The sequence below is a fragment of the Marivibrio halodurans genome (assembly GCF_017963645.1).
GTDB classification, from domain to species: domain Bacteria; phylum Pseudomonadota; class Alphaproteobacteria; order UBA8366; family Aestuariispiraceae; genus Marivibrio; species Marivibrio halodurans.
This window is the reverse complement of sequence record NZ_JAGMWN010000006.1, coordinates 34,676-50,421: the sequence shown is the minus strand read 5'-3', so window position 1 is coordinate 50,421 and position 15,746 is coordinate 34,676. Positions and strand designations below refer to the sequence as shown.

Annotated in this window: 10 protein-coding genes and 1 tRNA gene; 5 read left to right on the top strand and 6 right to left on the bottom strand. The window is 67.2% G+C overall.

Features of this window, described 5'->3' with window-relative positions; genetic code table 11:
• Positions 1 to 116: 116 nt before the first annotated feature.
• On the bottom strand, positions 117 to 731 hold the full coding sequence (locus tag KAJ83_RS13180; RefSeq protein WP_210682555.1) for a ribonuclease D: 615 nt from the start codon (positions 729 to 731) through the stop codon (positions 117 to 119).
• Between the two features lie 193 nt (positions 732 to 924).
• Positions 925 to 1,011 (bottom strand) — tRNA-Leu (locus KAJ83_RS13175).
• Positions 1,012 to 1,220: 209 nt separating this feature from the next.
• On the opposite strand from KAJ83_RS13175, the gene KAJ83_RS13170 reads away from it, so the two are divergent.
• Positions 1,221 to 2,171, top strand: coding sequence for a complex I NDUFA9 subunit family protein (locus KAJ83_RS13170; protein WP_210682554.1), 951 nt, complete (start codon positions 1,221 to 1,223; stop codon positions 2,169 to 2,171).
• A 124-nt stretch (positions 2,172 to 2,295) separates the two neighbouring features.
• On the opposite strand, the gene KAJ83_RS13165 is transcribed toward KAJ83_RS13170, so the two are convergent.
• Positions 2,296 to 3,108: an undecaprenyl-diphosphate phosphatase gene (locus KAJ83_RS13165; protein ID WP_210682553.1), complete on the bottom strand. Its 813-nt coding sequence runs from the start codon at positions 3,106 to 3,108 to the stop codon at positions 2,296 to 2,298.
• A gap of 327 nt (positions 3,109 to 3,435) precedes the next feature.
• Between KAJ83_RS13165 and KAJ83_RS13160 the strand changes: the two genes are divergently transcribed.
• Entirely contained in the window at positions 3,436 to 4,911 is a 1,476-nt protein-coding gene (locus KAJ83_RS13160) for an NAD(P)-dependent oxidoreductase (protein WP_210682552.1), read from the top strand.
• A gap of 11 nt (positions 4,912 to 4,922) precedes the next feature.
• Positions 4,923 to 9,473, top strand: coding sequence for a glutamate synthase large subunit (gene gltB, locus KAJ83_RS13155; protein ID WP_210682551.1), 4,551 nt, complete (start codon positions 4,923 to 4,925; stop codon positions 9,471 to 9,473).
• 138 nt (positions 9,474 to 9,611) lie between these two features.
• Here gltB and KAJ83_RS13150 read toward each other — a convergent pair whose 3' ends face one another.
• The 3 genes from KAJ83_RS13150 to KAJ83_RS13140 form a co-directional block, all read right to left on the bottom strand.
• Positions 9,612 to 10,358 (bottom strand): Bax inhibitor-1/YccA family protein, encoded by a 747-nt coding sequence (locus KAJ83_RS13150; RefSeq protein WP_210682550.1) that lies wholly within the window; start codon positions 10,356 to 10,358, stop codon positions 9,612 to 9,614.
• 162 nt (positions 10,359 to 10,520) lie between these two features.
• On the bottom strand, positions 10,521 to 13,073 hold the full coding sequence (locus KAJ83_RS13145) for an ABC transporter permease (RefSeq protein ID WP_210682549.1): 2,553 nt from the start codon (positions 13,071 to 13,073) through the stop codon (positions 10,521 to 10,523).
• Positions 13,074 to 13,083: 10 nt separating this feature from the next.
• Positions 13,084 to 13,776, bottom strand: a complete 693-nt coding sequence (locus KAJ83_RS13140; protein WP_210682548.1) for an ABC transporter ATP-binding protein — start codon at positions 13,774 to 13,776, stop codon at positions 13,084 to 13,086.
• Positions 13,777 to 13,837: 61 nt separating this feature from the next.
• Here KAJ83_RS13140 and KAJ83_RS13135 point away from each other — a divergent pair, with 61 nt between their 5' ends.
• Together KAJ83_RS13135 and KAJ83_RS13130 are read left to right on the top strand one after the other, a co-directional pair.
• Positions 13,838 to 14,590: an arylesterase gene (locus tag KAJ83_RS13135; protein ID WP_246484548.1), complete on the top strand. Its 753-nt coding sequence runs from the start codon at positions 13,838 to 13,840 to the stop codon at positions 14,588 to 14,590.
• Positions 14,587 to 15,735, top strand: coding sequence for an FIST signal transduction protein (locus KAJ83_RS13130; RefSeq protein ID WP_210682547.1), 1,149 nt, complete (start codon positions 14,587 to 14,589; stop codon positions 15,733 to 15,735). Before KAJ83_RS13135 ends, KAJ83_RS13130 begins: the two co-directional genes overlap by 4 nt.
• Positions 15,736 to 15,746 lie beyond the last annotated feature (11 nt).

Sequence of the window (15,746 nt, the reverse complement as noted above, 5' to 3'; positions counted from 1 at the left end):
GGTGGGCGGGCCCCTGTAAGTCAATGAATCCAGGATGTTCGGCCGTCCAGCGGTCGGGGTCGTCCCAGCTCCATCCGTTTGGCCCGCCCCTCAGGCCACCCCTTCAGGCCCATCTATTAGGAATGCGCGAAGATGTCGGTCTCCTCCCAACCGGCGAGGTCGAGCGCGGCGCGGGTGGGAAGGAAAGAGAAGCAGGCTTCGGCCAGATGCGTCCGGCCCTCCCGCGCCAGCATGGCGTCGAGCTTGGCCTTCAGGCGGTGAAGATAGAGCACGTCGGCGGCGGCATAGTCGAGTTGCGCGGCCGAGAGTTCCGGCGCCGCCCAGTCGCTCGACTGTTGCGCCTTGGAAAGATCGATGTCGCACAGTTCCTTCACCAGCGCCGCCAGCCCGTGCCGGTCGGTATAGGTACGGACCAGCTTGGAGGCGATCTTGGTGCAATAGACCGGCGACAGATCGACCCCCAGCCAGTGCCGGATGACGGCTACGTCGAAGCGCGCGAAATGGAAGATCTTGAGGACGTCCGGCCGGGTCAGCAGACGCTTCAGGTTCGGCGCGGCATAGTCGCCGGGCGCGAACTTGACCAGATGGCAGACCCCGTCGCCGGCGCTCAACTGCACGAGGCAGAGCCGGTCGCGCAGCGGGTTCAACCCCTGGGTCTCGGTGTCGATCGCGACGCTGTCGCCGAAATCGACATCGGCCGGCAGATCGCCATGATGCAGGTGAATGCTCAAACCGCTCGCCTTCCCCCAATGATCCACGTCCGGATGGTTTTCCCCGTCCGGCCCGCGCTATTCAAGCCTGTTTTTGCCCGGAAGGGCAATGGGGCGGCCGAAGGCTGTTGGTGCGGTGCGTAAAAACACGATCGGCCGGCGCGCCCCGGGGGATCGCTGGGCGATCGTCGGGGCGCGGCCGGCCGATGGTGAATGGTGCCCAGGAGAAGACTCGAACTTCCACGGCCGTTAGGCCACAGGTACCTGAAACCTGCGCGTCTACCAGTTCCGCCACCTGGGCATGGGTGCGGGCGAGTGGCGCGGGTTTTGCCGTTTGCGCCGGGGCTTGTCAACCATCTTCATCGATCTTCGGACGGGGGGCCGGTTTTCATGCGGCGGCGGTTGGCCTCGGCTCGCCGATCGGCTATATCGGGGGCGTCCGGACAGGCCGCCGGGGGCGGCGCGGCTGCGGAGAGCGGCTGGGGGAAGAGGACGGGAAAAGGCAGACAAATGACGGTTCAACTGGTCACCATCTTCGGCGGGTCCGGCTTCATCGGCCGTCAGATCGTGCGCGAGCTCGCGCGGCTCGGCTGTCAGATCCGCGTCGCGGTGCGCGATCCGCACGGCGCCCTGCCGCTGAAGCCATGCGGCGATGTCGGGCAGATCACGCCGATCCAGGCCAATGTCGCCAGCGAGCGTCAGGTGAAGGCCGCCTGCGAGGGCGCGGACGCGGTGATCAACCTCGTCGGCATCCTGCATGAGAAGGGCGGGCGTGGTTTCGAGGCCATGCATGTCCAGGCCGCCCGCCGCATCGCCGAGGCCGCGAAGGCCGGCGGCGCCGGGCGTTTCGTGCAGATGTCGGCGCTCGGCGCCTCGACGGAGAGCCCGGCGCGCTACGCCCAATCCAAGGCGCGCGGCGAGGCGGCGGTGCGCGAGGTCGTGCCCGACGCCGTCGTGCTGCGGCCGAGCGTGGTTTTCGGGCCGGAGGACAATTTCTTCAACCGCTTCGCTCAGTTGATGCGGTTTTCGCCGATCATGCCCCTGATCGGTGGCGGTCAGCAGAAATTCCAGCCGGTCTATGTCGGCGATGTGGCCGATGCCTTGCGCATGGCGACGCTGGAGCGCGCCATGGCCGGAGAAACCTATGAGCTGGGCGGCCCCAATATCTACAGCTTCCAGGAATTGCTGGAACTGATCATGGCGGAGACGGACCGCCATGTCGGGCTCGTGCCCTTGCCGTTCGAGTTGGCGCGTCTTCAGGCGGCGCTCCTGGAGCTGCTGCCGGTGCCGCCGCTGACGCGCGATCAGGTCGAGTTGCTGCGCGCGGACAATATCTGCACCGGTCGTCATCCGGGCCTGCGGGATTTGGGGATCGCGCCGACGGCGCCCGAGCTGATCCTGCCGAGCTATCTCGACGTCTATCGCAAGGGCGGGCGCTTCAAGCGAATGCGCCCGGTTTGAGCCACCCGATCCGCCGAGGCTAATCCGTCCCGTCCAATCCGCCCGGGCCACTCGTCCGGCATCTCCCGTTCCGGCTCCCCCCTGAACGGGCGTCCGCATGGGGCATGATCGACAAGATTTGGTATTAGATCGGGACCGCCCCGCTATAAACCCACCAGAGCAAGGCGCCGCCCAGCACGAGGCGGTAGATGACGAAGGGACCGAAGCCCGATCGGCGGAACCAAGCCATCATCGCCGAGATGGCGACGAAGGCGGAAACGAAGCTCAACCCCGCCGCGATGGCCATGTCCAGGCCGAGACGCAGGTCGCCCGCCCGATAGACGTCCCAGCCGGCGAGCCCGCCGGCGGCCAGGATGGTCGGGATCGAGAGCAGCATCGAGAAACGCGCGGCCTCCGAGCGCTCCATCCCCATGACGCGGCCGGCGGTCATGGTGACGCCCGACCGGCTCGCCCCCGGGATCAAGGCGAAGATCTGCATGAGGCCGATGGCCAGCGCCGAGGCGATGCCGATATGCTCGATCCGGCGGATCGTCATGCCGATCCAATCGGCGATCCAGAGCAGCAGGCCGAAGCCGATCGTCGCCCAGGCGATCACCTCCACATTGCGGAAGACGGACTCGACATAGGGCTTGGCGAAATAGCCCACGATCAGAACCGGCAGGCTGGCCACGACAAGGTTGACGACGAGACGCGCGGGCTCTCCGCCGCGTCCGGTCGCGAGCCGCCCGACGCCGGCCAGAAGCTGCCAGATGTCGCGCCAGAAATAGAGCAGCACCGCCAGCAGGCTGCCGAGATGCACCGCCACATCGATCGCGAGCCCCTGATCCGACCAGCCGAGAACCTTGCCGGTCACCACCAGATGGCCGGAAGAGGAGATCGGCAGAAACTCAGTCAGGCCCTGGATGAGTGCCAGCACCAAAATGTGGTGTAGCGCCACGGACTCCCCCCACTAGATGACTCCGCCATTGAAATAGCATGGCGCGCGGCGCGATGCATCCGGTTCGCGCTGGAAAAAATAGTACCAAAACGGGATTACTATAAAGCTCTATAGTTTCGTAACCCGAAACGATGACGTTGAGGGATCATGCTGCGGTGCAAAACAAGTAAGCAATATTGACCTATATTCGGATTTTCGCTGGATTCCCGGGCGATCGCCCTATATAGACTGCGGAATGTCAGCGCGGTGGCGCGGCCCGGCATCCGGGCGCCCGGACCCTGTTGAATGGTAACCCATGTTGAACGTGACGAGGAAGCGGACAGGGCGATGACCTCGAAGAGCATGCTGCGTTTCGTGTCGGTGGCGCGACAAACCCCGGAGAAGCGGGAGGTCGCCATCCGCCGGCATGATTTCGCCGAGATCTATGCCGGCTGGGCCGAGGCCAAGGCGGAGGAGCAGGCCGCGCGTTGCAGTCAGTGCGGCGTTCCTTTCTGTCAGGTTCACTGCCCCTTGCATAACAATATCCCCGATTGGCTGATGCTGACGGCGGAGGGCCGGCTGCGGGAGGCCTATGAGGTCTCCAGCGCCACCAATACCTTCCCCGAGGTCTGCGGGCGCATCTGCCCGCAGGACCGTCTGTGCGAGGGGAATTGCGTCATAGAGCAGTCGGGCCACGGCACGGTCACGATCGGCGCGGTCGAAACCTACATCACCGACACCGCCTGGGAGGAGGGCTGGGTCCAGCCCGTCGTCCCGCCGCGCGAGCGCGCGGAAAGTGTCGGTATCATCGGCGCCGGCCCCGGCGGGCTGGCGGCGGCGGAGCGGCTGCGCCGCCGTGGATATCAGGTGACCGTCTATGACCGGTACGACCGGGTCGGCGGGCTGATGATCTACGGCATTCCCAACTTCAAGCTCGATAAGCAGATCATGCTGCGCCGCGCCCAATGGCTGAAGGACAGCAAGGTGACGTTCGAACTGGGCGTGGAGATCGGCCGCGACATGTCTTTCGCCGATCTGCGCGCCCGGCATGACGCCGTGCTGATCGCGACCGGGGTCTACAAGGCGCGTGACATGCAGGCGCCGGGCATCGGGCTTGGGAACATCTTCCCGGCGATGCGCTTCCTCACGGCGTCCAACCGCAAGGGTCTCGGCGACACGGTGCCGGATTTCGAGGACGGCACCCTCGACGCCGAGGGCAAGCGCGTCGTCGTCATCGGCGGCGGCGACACCGCGATGGATTGCGTGCGCACGGCGGTGCGGCAGGGCGCCAAGTCGGTTTCCTGCCTCTATCGCCGGGACCGGGCGAACATGCCGGGTTCCCAGCGCGAGGTGCAGAACGCCGAGGAGGAAGGGGTCGAGTTCCGCTGGCTTTCCCAGCCGGAGGCGTTTCACGGCGACGATGTCGTGACCGGCGTCAAGGTGCAGAAGATGCGCCTCGGTCCGGCCGACGCGACCGGCCGCCGCGCGCCCAAGCCGGTGGAGGGGGAGAGCGAATTGCTCGACGCCGACATGGTGATCATGGCGCTCGGCTTCGATCCCGAGGATCTGCCGACCCTGTGGGAGCAGGAGGACCTGCCGGTCACCCGCTGGGGCACGGTCAAGATCGACCACGGCAGCAAGATGACCCGGGTGGAGGGTGTCTTCGCCGCCGGCGACATCGTGCGCGGCGCCAGCCTCGTCGTCTGGGCGATCCGCGACGGGCGGGATTGCGCGGATGCGATCCACAAGTACCTGACGGGTCTGGAGAAGGTCGCCGCGCCCGAGATGAGCCCCAGCCAGAAGGCCCCCGCGGCCGCCGAGTGAGGATGAGAGAGATGACCGACCGCGAGAGCGATTATCAAAGCTGGGTCGAGAACTATCGCCGCGACGCCGCCATGCTGGCCGAGCAGGGGATGTACAACCCGGCGGACGAGAAGGCGGCCTGCGGCGTGGGGCTCGTCGCCTCCATCGACGGGGTGCCGCGCCGCGACGTGGTGCTGCGCGCGATCGACGCGCTGCGCGCCCTGTGGCATCGCGGCGCGGTCGACGCCGACGGCAAGACCGGCGACGGGGCGGGCATCCATGTCCAGATTCCCCAGGATTTCTTCAAGGAACATGTGCGCCGCACGGGCCATGAGCTCGGCCGCGGGCGCCTCGCCGTCGGCATGGTCTTCCTGCCGCGCACCGATCTGGGCAAGCAGGAGCGCGTGCGCCAGATCGTCGAGAGCGAGATCCTGCGCATGGGTCACCGGATCTATGGCTGGCGTCAGGTGCCGGTCGATATCTCCGTGATCGGCGAGAAGGCGAACGCGACCCGGCCCGAGATCGAGCAGATCATGGTCGAGAACGCGCGCGACGTGGATGACAGCCAGTTCGAGGTGGACCTCTATGTCATCCGCCGTCGGATCGAGAAGGCGTTCCTGGCGGAGAATGTGGCGGAGGCCTATATCTGTTCGCTGTCCTGCCGTTCCGTCATCTATAAGGGTCTGTTCCTGGCCGAGCAGCTGACCGCCTTCTATCCGGACCTGCTGGACGAGCGCTTCACCTCCAATTTCGCGATCTACCATCAGCGCTATTCGACCAACACCTTCCCGAGTTGGCCGCTGGCGCAGCCCTTCCGCGTGCTCGCCCATAACGGCGAGATCAACACGCTGACCGGCAACGTCAATTGGATGAAGAGCCACGAGACCCAACTCGACGATCCGGTCTTCGGCGACCATGTCGAGGACATCAAGCCGGTGATCCAGCCGTCGAGTTCGGATTCGGCCGCCCTCGACGCGGCCTTCGAGGTGCTGCTGCGCACCCGGCGGCAATTGCCGGAAGTGAAGTCGCTGCTGATCCCGGAGGCCTGGGAGAATTCCCCCGCCATGCCGGAGAGCCTGCGGGCCTTCTATCAATATGCCAACGGCGTGATGGAGCCCTGGGACGGCCCGGCGGCGATCGCGGCCTATGGCGGGCGCTGGGTGCTGGCGGGCCTGGATCGGAACGGCCTGCGGCCCATGCGCTATGTGGTGACGGGCGACGGGCTGCTGATCGTCGGCTCCGAGGCCGGCATGGTGAAGACCGAGGAGACCAAACTGGTCGAGAAGGGCCGTCTCGGCCCCGGCCAGATGATCGCGGTGGACCTGAAGAACGGCAAGCTGCTGCGCGATCCCGCGCTCAAGGAACATGTGGCGAAGCTGAACCCCTTCGGCGAGTGGGTGAAGAACATCACCGAGCTGGCGCAGCTCGACGGCGCGGGCGCGGGCGATCCCGGCGATACCGACCGCGACGCCTTGCGCCGGCGCATGCTGACCGTCGGCTGGTCGATGGAGGATGTGGAACTGATCCTCCACCCCATGGCGGAGGACGCGAAGGAGGCCACCGGCTCCATGGGCGACGACACGGCGCTGGCCGTGCTGTCGGAGACCTATCGCGGCATGCACCATTATTTCCGCCAGAACTTCAGCCAGGTGACCAACCCGCCGATCGATTCCCTGCGGGAACGCTATGTCATGTCGCTGACGACGCGGCTCGGCAATCTCGGCAATATCCTGGAGGAGGACGCGCGCCAGCTCGCCATTCTCCAGCTCCCCTCGCCGATCCTGCTGAACGGCGATTTCGAGGCCGTGCGCACCCATCTGGGCGGCGCGGCGGTCGAGATCGACTGCACCTTCGAGCCGGCCCAGGGCCCGAACGCCATGCGCCAGCAGGTCTATGCCATCCAGCGCCAGGCCGAGGACGCGGTGCGCGGCGGCGCGCAGCATTTGTTCCTGACGGACGAGGCGGTATCGGACGGCCGCGCGGCGATCCCGATGATCCTGGCCGCGGGCGCGGTTCATACCCACCTGGTCAAGAACGAGTTGCGCACCTTCACCAGCATCAGCGTGCGCACGGCGGAGGCGCTCGACACCCATTCGCTGGCGGTGCTGATCGGCGTCGGCGTGACGGCGGTGAACCCCTATCTGGCGCAGGCGGCGATCGCCGACCGGCACGCGCGGGGGCTGTTCGGCGACCTGTCGCTCGATGATTGTTTGAGGAACTACAAGAAGGCGGCCGAGGATGGGCTGCTCAAGATCATGTCCAAGATGGGCATCTCGATCGTCAGTTCCTATCGCGGCGGCTATAATTTCGAGGCGGTCGGCCTGTCCCGCGCGCTGGTGGCGGAATTCTTCCCGGGCCTGCCGAGCCGGATTTCGGGCGTCGGCCTGACCGGCTTGCAGCAGAATGTGATGGACCGCCACGCCATCGCCTTCGACGAGGAGGTGCTGGCGCTGCCGGTCGGCGGCTTCTACCGGTATCGTCGGCGCGGCGAGGCGCACGCCTGGGAAGGCAAGCTGATCCACACGCTGCAACAGGCCGTCGGCTCCGATAGCTATTCCGTCTATAAGCGCTATGTCGAGCAGGTGCAGGCCCTGCCGCCGATCAATCTGCGCGATCTGCTGGATTTCACCTATCGCGGCGAGCCGGCGCTGGTCGACGACGTCGAATCCATCACCGAGATCCGCAAGCGGCTGGTCGCGCCCGGTATCTCGCTCGGCGCGCTCTCTCCGGAGGCGCATGAGACGCTCTCGGTCGCGATGAACCGCATCGGCGCCAAGTCTGACAGCGGCGAGGGCGGCGAGGATCCGGCGCGCTACAGCCCGCGGCCGAACGGCGACAATGCCTCCAGCGCGATCAAGCAGGTGGCCTCCGGGCGCTTCGGCGTGACGGCGGAATATCTCAACAATTGCAAGGAAATCGAGATCAAGATGGCGCAGGGCGCCAAGCCGGGCGAAGGCGGTCAGCTTCCCGGTTTCAAGGTCTCGGAGATGATCGCGCGGCTGCGTCACTCGACGCCCGGCGTGACCCTGATCAGCCCGCCGCCGCATCACGACATCTATTCGATCGAGGATCTGGCGCAGTTGATCTACGACCTGAAGCAGATCAGCCCGGACGCCAAGGTGTGCGTGAAGCTGGTGGCGCGCGCCGGCATCGGCACGATCGCCGCCGGTGTCGCCAAGGCGCATGCGGACACGATCCTGATTTCCGGCCATTCCGGCGGCACCGGCGCCTCGCCCCAGACCTCGATCAAATATGCCGGCCTGCCCTGGGAGATGGGGTTGAGCGAGGCGCATCAGGTGCTGACCCTGAACGGGCTGCGTCATCGGGTGCGGCTGCGCGTCGATGGCGGCATCAAGACCGGGCGCGACGTGGTCATCGCGGCCCTGCTGGGCGCGGAGGAATTCGGCGTCGGCACGGCCAGCCTCGTCGCCATGGGCTGCATCATGGTGCGCCAGTGCCATTCCAACACCTGCCCGGTCGGGGTCTGCACGCAGGACCCGAAGCTGATCGAGAAGTTCAACGGCACGCCCGAGAAGGTGATGAATCTCTTCAGCTTCATCGCCGAGGAGGTGCGCGAGATCCTGGCCTCGCTCGGCAAGACCACGATCGCGGAGATCGTCGGGCGCACCGATATGCTGGCCCAGATCAGCCGGGGGGCCTCGCATCTCGACGACCTCGACCTCAACCCGCTGCTGGCCCAGCCGGGCGCCCATGGCGGGGCGACCCATTGCACGATCGAGGGGCGGAACGAGGTGCCGGACACGCTCGACGCGCTGATCCTGAAGGACGCGGAAGGTCTGTTCAGCGACCACAGCGCCAAGATGCAACTCCAGTACAATATCCGGAACACCTATCGCGCCATCGGCACGCGGACGAGTTCGGCCATCGTGCGGAAATTCGGCATGACTGGCCTCGCCAAGGGGCACCTGACCGTGCGCATGCGCGGCTCGGCCGGTCAGTCGCTGGGCGCCTTCGCGGTGCAGGGGCTGAAGCTGGAGGTGCTGGGCGACGCCAACGACTATGTCGGCAAGGGTCTCTCCGGCGGGGAGATCGTGGTGCGTCCGATCGCGGCCAGCCCGCTACTGTCCCAGAAGAACGCGATCATCGGCAATACGTGCCTCTATGGCGCGACCGCGGGTGCGCTCTTCGCGGCCGGGCAGGCGGGCGACCGCTTCGCCGTGCGCAATTCCGGCGCCAGCGCGGTGATCGAGGGGTGCGGCGCCAATGGCTGCGAATACATGACCGGCGGCCTCGTCTGCATCCTGGGGGAGGTCGGCGACAATTTCGCCGCCGGCATGACCGGCGGCCGCGCCTTCGTCCATGATCCGGACGGAACCCTGGAGGAACGGATCAACCCAGAATCGGTTCAACTCCACCGGCTGGAGACGGCGCATTATGCCGAGGAATGCCGCCGCCTCGTCCAGGATCATCTGGAGCGGACCTACTCCAAATGGGCGGAGGAACTGCTCGCCGAATGGGACCGGGTGCGCGGCCAGTTCTGGCACATCGTCCCGCACGAGATCGTGGCGAAGCTGGAGCATCCCCTGAGCGAGGACATGGCGGCCAAGCAACCTGCGGAGTGAGACGGCGCGGGGCGAGAAGGCGGCAATGCGCGGCGCGCGTTGCCGGGGGCGAAAAGAAAGCGGCGGAAAAGAAAACCGCCCGGCGGAGCGATCCGCCGGGCGGTTTGTCTTAACGCGATCGTCGGGCGATGCGCGCGATCACTCGCTGCGCATGATGCCAATGATGTTCAGGATGTGGATGAACATCACGACGAAGCTGCCATAGAGCTGCAGCGCGCCGAAGATCGCCATCTTCGAGACCGCATCCTGACCGTAATGCTCCGCGTACATGTTCTTGATCATCTGCGTTTCCCACGCCGTCATGCCGGCGAAGAGAAGGACCGCGATGACCGAGAAGGCCATGGAGAACTCGGTCGAGGGCTCGAAGAAGATCCAGTTCACGAGGCCCGCGATGATCAGGCCGATGACCGCCATGAACAGGAACTTGGCGATCGGCGCCAGGTCGCGCTTCGTCACATAGCCGAAGATGCTGACACCCGCGAACATGCCGGCGGTGATGAAGAAGGCCCGCGCGATGTCGAGCGCGCCGCCCTCCAACTGCAGGAAGGCGTAGATCAGCGGCGAGATCATCAGCCCCCAGAGCGCGCAATAGACCCAGTAGAAGATCTGGGCGCTGACCACGCTCTTCATCGTCACGATCTTGTGGGAGAAGAAGCCCATGCCGAGCACGGCGATGAACAGCACCCACTTCGCCGGACCCATGGCGATCGTCTGCATCAGCGCCGGATTGGCGGCCATGAAGAGGCAGATCACGCCGGTACCGGCGACACCGAGCGCCATGTAGTTGTAGACCCGCAGCATGTAGCTGCGCAGCCCCTCGTCGATCGCGGCGCCCGTCTGGGTGCCGGCGGTCGCCGCGTAGTTGCGATTCGGATTAAGCGCCATCGTCGTCGAACCCCTTTTCAGTCCCTGGAGATGCCCGTTTTCAGACCCGTTTTCGGACCCGCCTCGGGCCCATTCTTATCCCTGCGCCTATATTGGCAGATCGGGGCCCGATTGCAACGGGCGCCGCCGTCGAAAACCGCGCGATTCTTAGGGTTCGGGCGGTTATTCGTTGCGCAGCAGCGGGGCCGCCTTGCGGCCGAGCGCGATCCAGGTCCCGATCAACCCGCAGCCGATCGTCACCGCGACGGCCAGAAGCACGGTCGCGCCCAGCGCCTCCGGCACGAAGATCCACTCCGCCCCCATGATCCGGGAAACCACGACATAGGCCGCGCCCGCGCCGACGGTGCCCGCGATCAGCGCCGTGATCAATCCCATCAGGCCGTATTCCATGGAGAAGGCCGCGATCACGTCGCGCCGCGTGGCACCGAGCACCTTGAGCACGACGCTGTCGTAGATTCGCCGTTCGTGCCCGGCGGCGAGCGCCCCGGCGAGCACCAGGATGCCGGCCAGGATCGCCACGCCCGCGATGGCGCGCACCGCGATGCCGAGATTGCCGAGAATCTCGTTGACGCTTTCCAGCACCTCCTTGACCCGGATGGCGGAGACATTGGGGAAGCGATCGACCACCGCCGCTTCCAATTCCGTCTCCCGGTCCGGCGGCAGATAGGCGGTGGCGATATAGCTTTGCGGCGCCCGTTCCATCATGCCGGGGGAGAACACCATGACGAAATTGATGCCCAGGCTGGTCCAGTCGATGGCGCGCAGATTGGCGATCTCCGCCTGGATTTCGCGGCCCAGCACATTGACCGTCAGCGTGTCGCCGGGGGCGAGGCCGAAGGCGCGCGCCGCCTCCACGTCGAAACTGACCAGCGGCGGGCCGTCGTAGTCCGCCGGCCACCAATCGCCCTCGACCACCTCGCTGCCCTGATTGGGCGGGGTGCGAGCCCAGGTGATGCCCCGGTCGCCGCGCAGGATCCAGGCTTCCTCCGGCGGCGGGTCGATCGCCTCCACCGGCGTGCCGTCCATCGCCGTGATGCGCCCGCGCAGCATCGGCACGGTTTCCACGTCGCGCACCCCGTCGAACCCGCGGGTCAGTTCCAGGAAGGGCTCGATCTGGTCGGGCTGGATGTCGATGAAGTAATAGCCCGGCGCCTCGCCCTTCAGCGTCTCGTTCACCTGCCGGTTCAGGTTGGCCTCGATCAGGGCGACCGCCGCGAGTACTGTAAGACCCAGGCCGAGCGAGACCACCACGCTGCCCGTCGGCGCGCCCGGCCGATGCAGGTTGGCGAGCGCGAGACCGAGGCGGATGCCCTTCGGCCGGGGGGCCTTGGCGGCCGCGCGCATGACGGCCCAGGCCGCGAGGCGGAAGGCGACCAGCGTCGCCGCCGCGCCGGCCACGAACCCGGCGGCGACGCGCGGGTCGTCCGCCGTCAGCAGTGCGAGCCCCGCGAGGCCCGCCCCGCCGATCGCGATCGCCACCAGGGTTCGCGGTCCCGGCCGGCCCGTCACCGGCGTCAGCACGTCGCGGAACAGGGTGGCCGCCGGCACGCCGCAGGCCTTGGCGAGCGGCCAGAGCGAGAAGACGAGCGTCACCAGCAGCCCGAATCCCACCGCGATCAGGAGCGGTTCCGGATAGAAGCCGAGGCGTGCCTCGACCGGCAGGCGGTCCGCGATCAGCGGACCCGCCACCATCGGCGCGCCCGCGCCGATGACGAGGCCGATGGCGATTCCCGCCAATGCCAGCACGCCCACCTGCATGAGATAGACCGAGAAGATCGTGCGTGCCGGCGCGCCGAGGCATTTCAGCGTCGCGATCGTCCCGGTGCGTTGGTTCAGGAAGGCGCGTACCGCATTGCCGACCCCGACGCCGCCGACCAGCAGCGCCGTCAGCCCGACGAGCGTCAGGAACAGCCCCACCCGGTCCACGAACCGCTGGATATTGGGGGCCGCGTTATCGAGCGCCTGGATACGCCATCCGGCGTCCGGGAAGCGTTCCTTCAACGCCGCGATCCAATCGCCGACCGCCTGTTCCGGGGCGAGGCGCACGCGGTAGTGATAGCGGATCAGGCTGCCCGGCTGGACCAGGCCCGTGGCCGGCAGGTCGTCATAGGCGATCATCACGCGCGGGCCCAGATTGAAGGCCTGGGTGCCGCCGTCCGGTTCCTGCGCGATGATGGCGGCGAGATGGAAGGTCTGCTCCCCCACCCGGAACCGGTCGCCGACGGCGATATCGAATCGCCGGGCCAGTTGCGGCGCCACCGCCGCGCCGGGCACGCCGTCCACGGGGTTGAGCGCCTCCTGGATATCGCCGCCGCCTTCGAGCGCCACCGCGCCATAGAGCGGATAGGCGCCGTCGACCGCCTTCAATTCCACCAAACGCCGGTCGGAACCGTCGGGCAGGATCGCCATGGCGCGCATGCGCACGGTTCGCCCGATCGCCTCCGTGTTGTCGTCGAGCCAGGTGAGTTGCGCGTCGCTCGCCGTCTGGTGGGTAAGCCGCAAATCGACATCCCCGCCGAGCAGCGTCTTGGCGTCGCGGCGCAATCCGTCCTCGATCGAGGACGCGACCGAGCCGACGCCCGCGATCGCCGCGACGCCGAGCGCGAGACAGGCGAGGAAAACCCGGAATCCCTTGAGCCCACCGCGCAGTTCGCGCCGCGCGATGCGCCAGGCGAGGGGCAGGGTGGCGGGCCGTGACGTGTCGTTGGTCGTCATGCGCCCGACCCTAGCCCGCCGCCGCCATGGAAGGCGCGCCCGCATCCTCGATGATGCGGCCGTCCGCCATGCGGATGACCCGGTCGCACCGCTCGGCCAGCTTCGGATCGTGGGTGATCAGCATCAGGGTGGTGTCGTGCGCGCGGGAGAGGTCGAACATCAGTTCCACGATCTGCTGACCGGTTTCGCCGTCGAGATTGCCCGTCGGCTCGTCCGCCAGGATCAGATCGGGTTCCGCCACGAAGGCGCGGGCCAGGGCGACACGCTGTTGTTCCCCGCCGGAAAGCTGGCCGGGATAGTGCGTCGTGCGGTGGCCGAGGCCGACCGCCTCCAGAATCTTCCCGGCGCGGGCGAAGGCATCGGACCGTCCGGCGAGTTCCAGCGGGATCGCGGTATTCTCCAGCGCCGTCATGGTCGGCACGAGGTGGAAGCTCTGGAAGACGATGCCGACATGGTCGCGGCGGAAGAGCGACAAATCGTCCTCGCTCAACCCGCCGAAATCGCGGCCGCCGACGGCGACCCGTCCGTCCGTCGCGCGTTCCAGCCCGGCGATCACCATGATCATCGATGTCTTGCCGGAGCCCGAGGGGCCGACCAGGCTGACCGTCTCGCCGCGACCGACGGCGAGGTCTATTCCGCGCAGAATATTGACCTCTCCCGCCCCCGACCCCAGTCTAAGTTGGACGTCCTGGAGCGAGATCATGGGGCCGGTCGGCCCGCTCTCGGAATTTCGCCGCGGCGAGGCATCTGGCATGGTATTTCCCTTGAGTAGAACCCGTGGCGCGCGCGTGGCGCGCTTGAGCCGATATGGCGCGGATGGGCACGGTTTCAACGGATTCCTGGCTGTCTGCTTGTTGACGGCCGTGATGGCTGTCGTCCTGGTGGGCTTGGGGGCGGCCATGAGCGCTGGCGCGCGCGCGCAGGAGGGCGGCGGGAAGCCGGTGATCCTGGCGCTGGGCGACAGCCTGACCGCGGGCTATGGGCTGTCCAAGCAGGACAGCTTCCCGGCGGAACTGGAACGCGCGCTGGCCGAGGCCGGGACGCCCGCGCGGGTCGTCAATGCCGGCGTGTCCGGCGACACGTCGAAGGGCGGGCTCTCGCGGGTCGATTGGCTGCTGGCCGAGGACCCGGACGTTCTGCTGCTCGAACTCGGCTCCAACGACGGGTTGCGCGCGCTCGACCCGACCCAGACCCACGACAATCTCAAGGCCATCATCGAGAAGGCGGAGAAGGCGGGTATCCACGTCCTGCTGGCCGGCATGATGGCGCCGCCGAATCTGGGGAAGGAATATGGCGAGGACTTCAACGCCATCTTCCCCCGCCTCGCCGAGGAGCATGACGTCACCTTCTATCCCTTCTTCCTGGAAGGGGTGGCGGCGCGGCCCGCCCTCAACCAGTCCGACGGCATGCATCCCAACGCCGAGGGCGTGGACGTCGTGGTCGAGAATATCCTGCCCAGCGTCCAGGAAGCGTTGAAGCGCGCCGGCGCGCTTTCGCGCGGGCAGGCGTCGGGATGAGTTCGAACGCGGAGAGCGAGAGCACCGCCCCGATCCGCTCCGCCTACGCGGCCGGGGACAATTGGCAGGTGGCGGCCGGCGCCCTGGTGCGGCGGCTGGGCGCGCTCGATCAGGGCTATCGGCTTGGAATCCTCTATGTCACCCCGCCCTTCGCCGCCTATCTGAAGGATATGGAGATATTCCTGCGGCAATCGACCGGTGTCCCGCATTGGGTCGGCACGGTTGGGCATGGCGTCATCGCCACCGGCATGGAGGCGGTGGAGGTGCCGGCCATGGCCGCCATGGTTCTGCCCATCGCCGAGGATGCCTTCCGTGTCTTCGACGGCGTGGAGGAGGAGACCGACGGCGTCACCCGCGCGCATGCCGACTGGCTGGCGACCACGACGGCGCCGCTGATCGTGGCGCATGCGGATGGCGCGAACGCCTATGTTCCGGGGCTGATCCGCGATCTGGTGGAGGAGACGGACGGCTATCTGGTCGGTGGGCTCGCCTGCGCCAGCGGGTCGGCCGCGCAACTGGCGGACGGGCCGACCGGCGGCGGTTTGAGCGGGGTGATGATCGCGCCGGAACGCACGCCGCTGCAGACCGCTCTGACCCAGGGGTGCAGCCCGATCGGCCCGGTGCATGCGGTCACCCGCGCCGAGGGGCCGGTTATCCTGGAGCTTGACGACCGTCCGGCATTGGAGGTCTTCAAGCGCGATATCGGGGAGCCCCTGGCGAGCAATCTCCAGGATTGCGCCGGGCGGATCTTCTCCGCCCTGCCGGTGCCGGGCTCCGACCGGCGGGACTACATGGTACGGCCGTTGACGGGGATCGACATGGGCCATGGCGCGATCGCCATCGGCCAGGCCGTCTCCGCGGGGGACAAGGTGCTGTTCTGCCGCCGCGGCACGGAGGCGGCGGTGGAGGACATGCGCGGCATGCTGGCCGATCTGAAGCGGCGCGTCGGGGGACGGCCGGTGCGCGGCGGGCTTTATGTCTCCTGCGCGGCGCGGGGGCCGCATCAATTCCGCGCGCCCGAGCGCGAGCACCAGTTGATCGCGGAGTGTTTCGGGGATATCCCCCTGGTCGGCTTCTTCGCCAATGGCGAGATCAGCCGCGACCGGCTCTATGGCTATACCGGGGTGCTGACGCTCTTCTTCTGACGGCGCGGCCG

Bases quoted from the DNA above. Each gene is read 5' to 3' on its own strand.
- KAJ83_RS13140 (WP_210682548.1), bottom strand. From the start codon at position 13,776: ATGATCTCGCTCCAGGACGTCCAACTTAGACTGGGGTCGGGGGCGGGA.
- KAJ83_RS13160 (WP_210682552.1), top strand. From the start codon at position 3,436: ATGACCTCGAAGAGCATGCTGCGTTTCGTGTCGGTGGCGCGACAAACC.
- KAJ83_RS13130 (WP_210682547.1), top strand. From the start codon at position 14,587: ATGAGTTCGAACGCGGAGAGCGAGAGCACCGCCCCGATCCGCTCCGCC.
- gltB (WP_210682551.1), top strand. From the start codon at position 4,923: ATGACCGACCGCGAGAGCGATTATCAAAGCTGGGTCGAGAACTATCGC.
- KAJ83_RS13150 (WP_210682550.1), bottom strand. From the start codon at position 10,358: ATGGCGCTTAATCCGAATCGCAACTACGCGGCGACCGCCGGCACCCAG.
- KAJ83_RS13145 (WP_210682549.1), bottom strand. From the start codon at position 13,073: ATGACGACCAACGACACGTCACGGCCCGCCACCCTGCCCCTCGCCTGG.
- KAJ83_RS13170 (WP_210682554.1), top strand. From the start codon at position 1,221: ATGACGGTTCAACTGGTCACCATCTTCGGCGGGTCCGGCTTCATCGGC.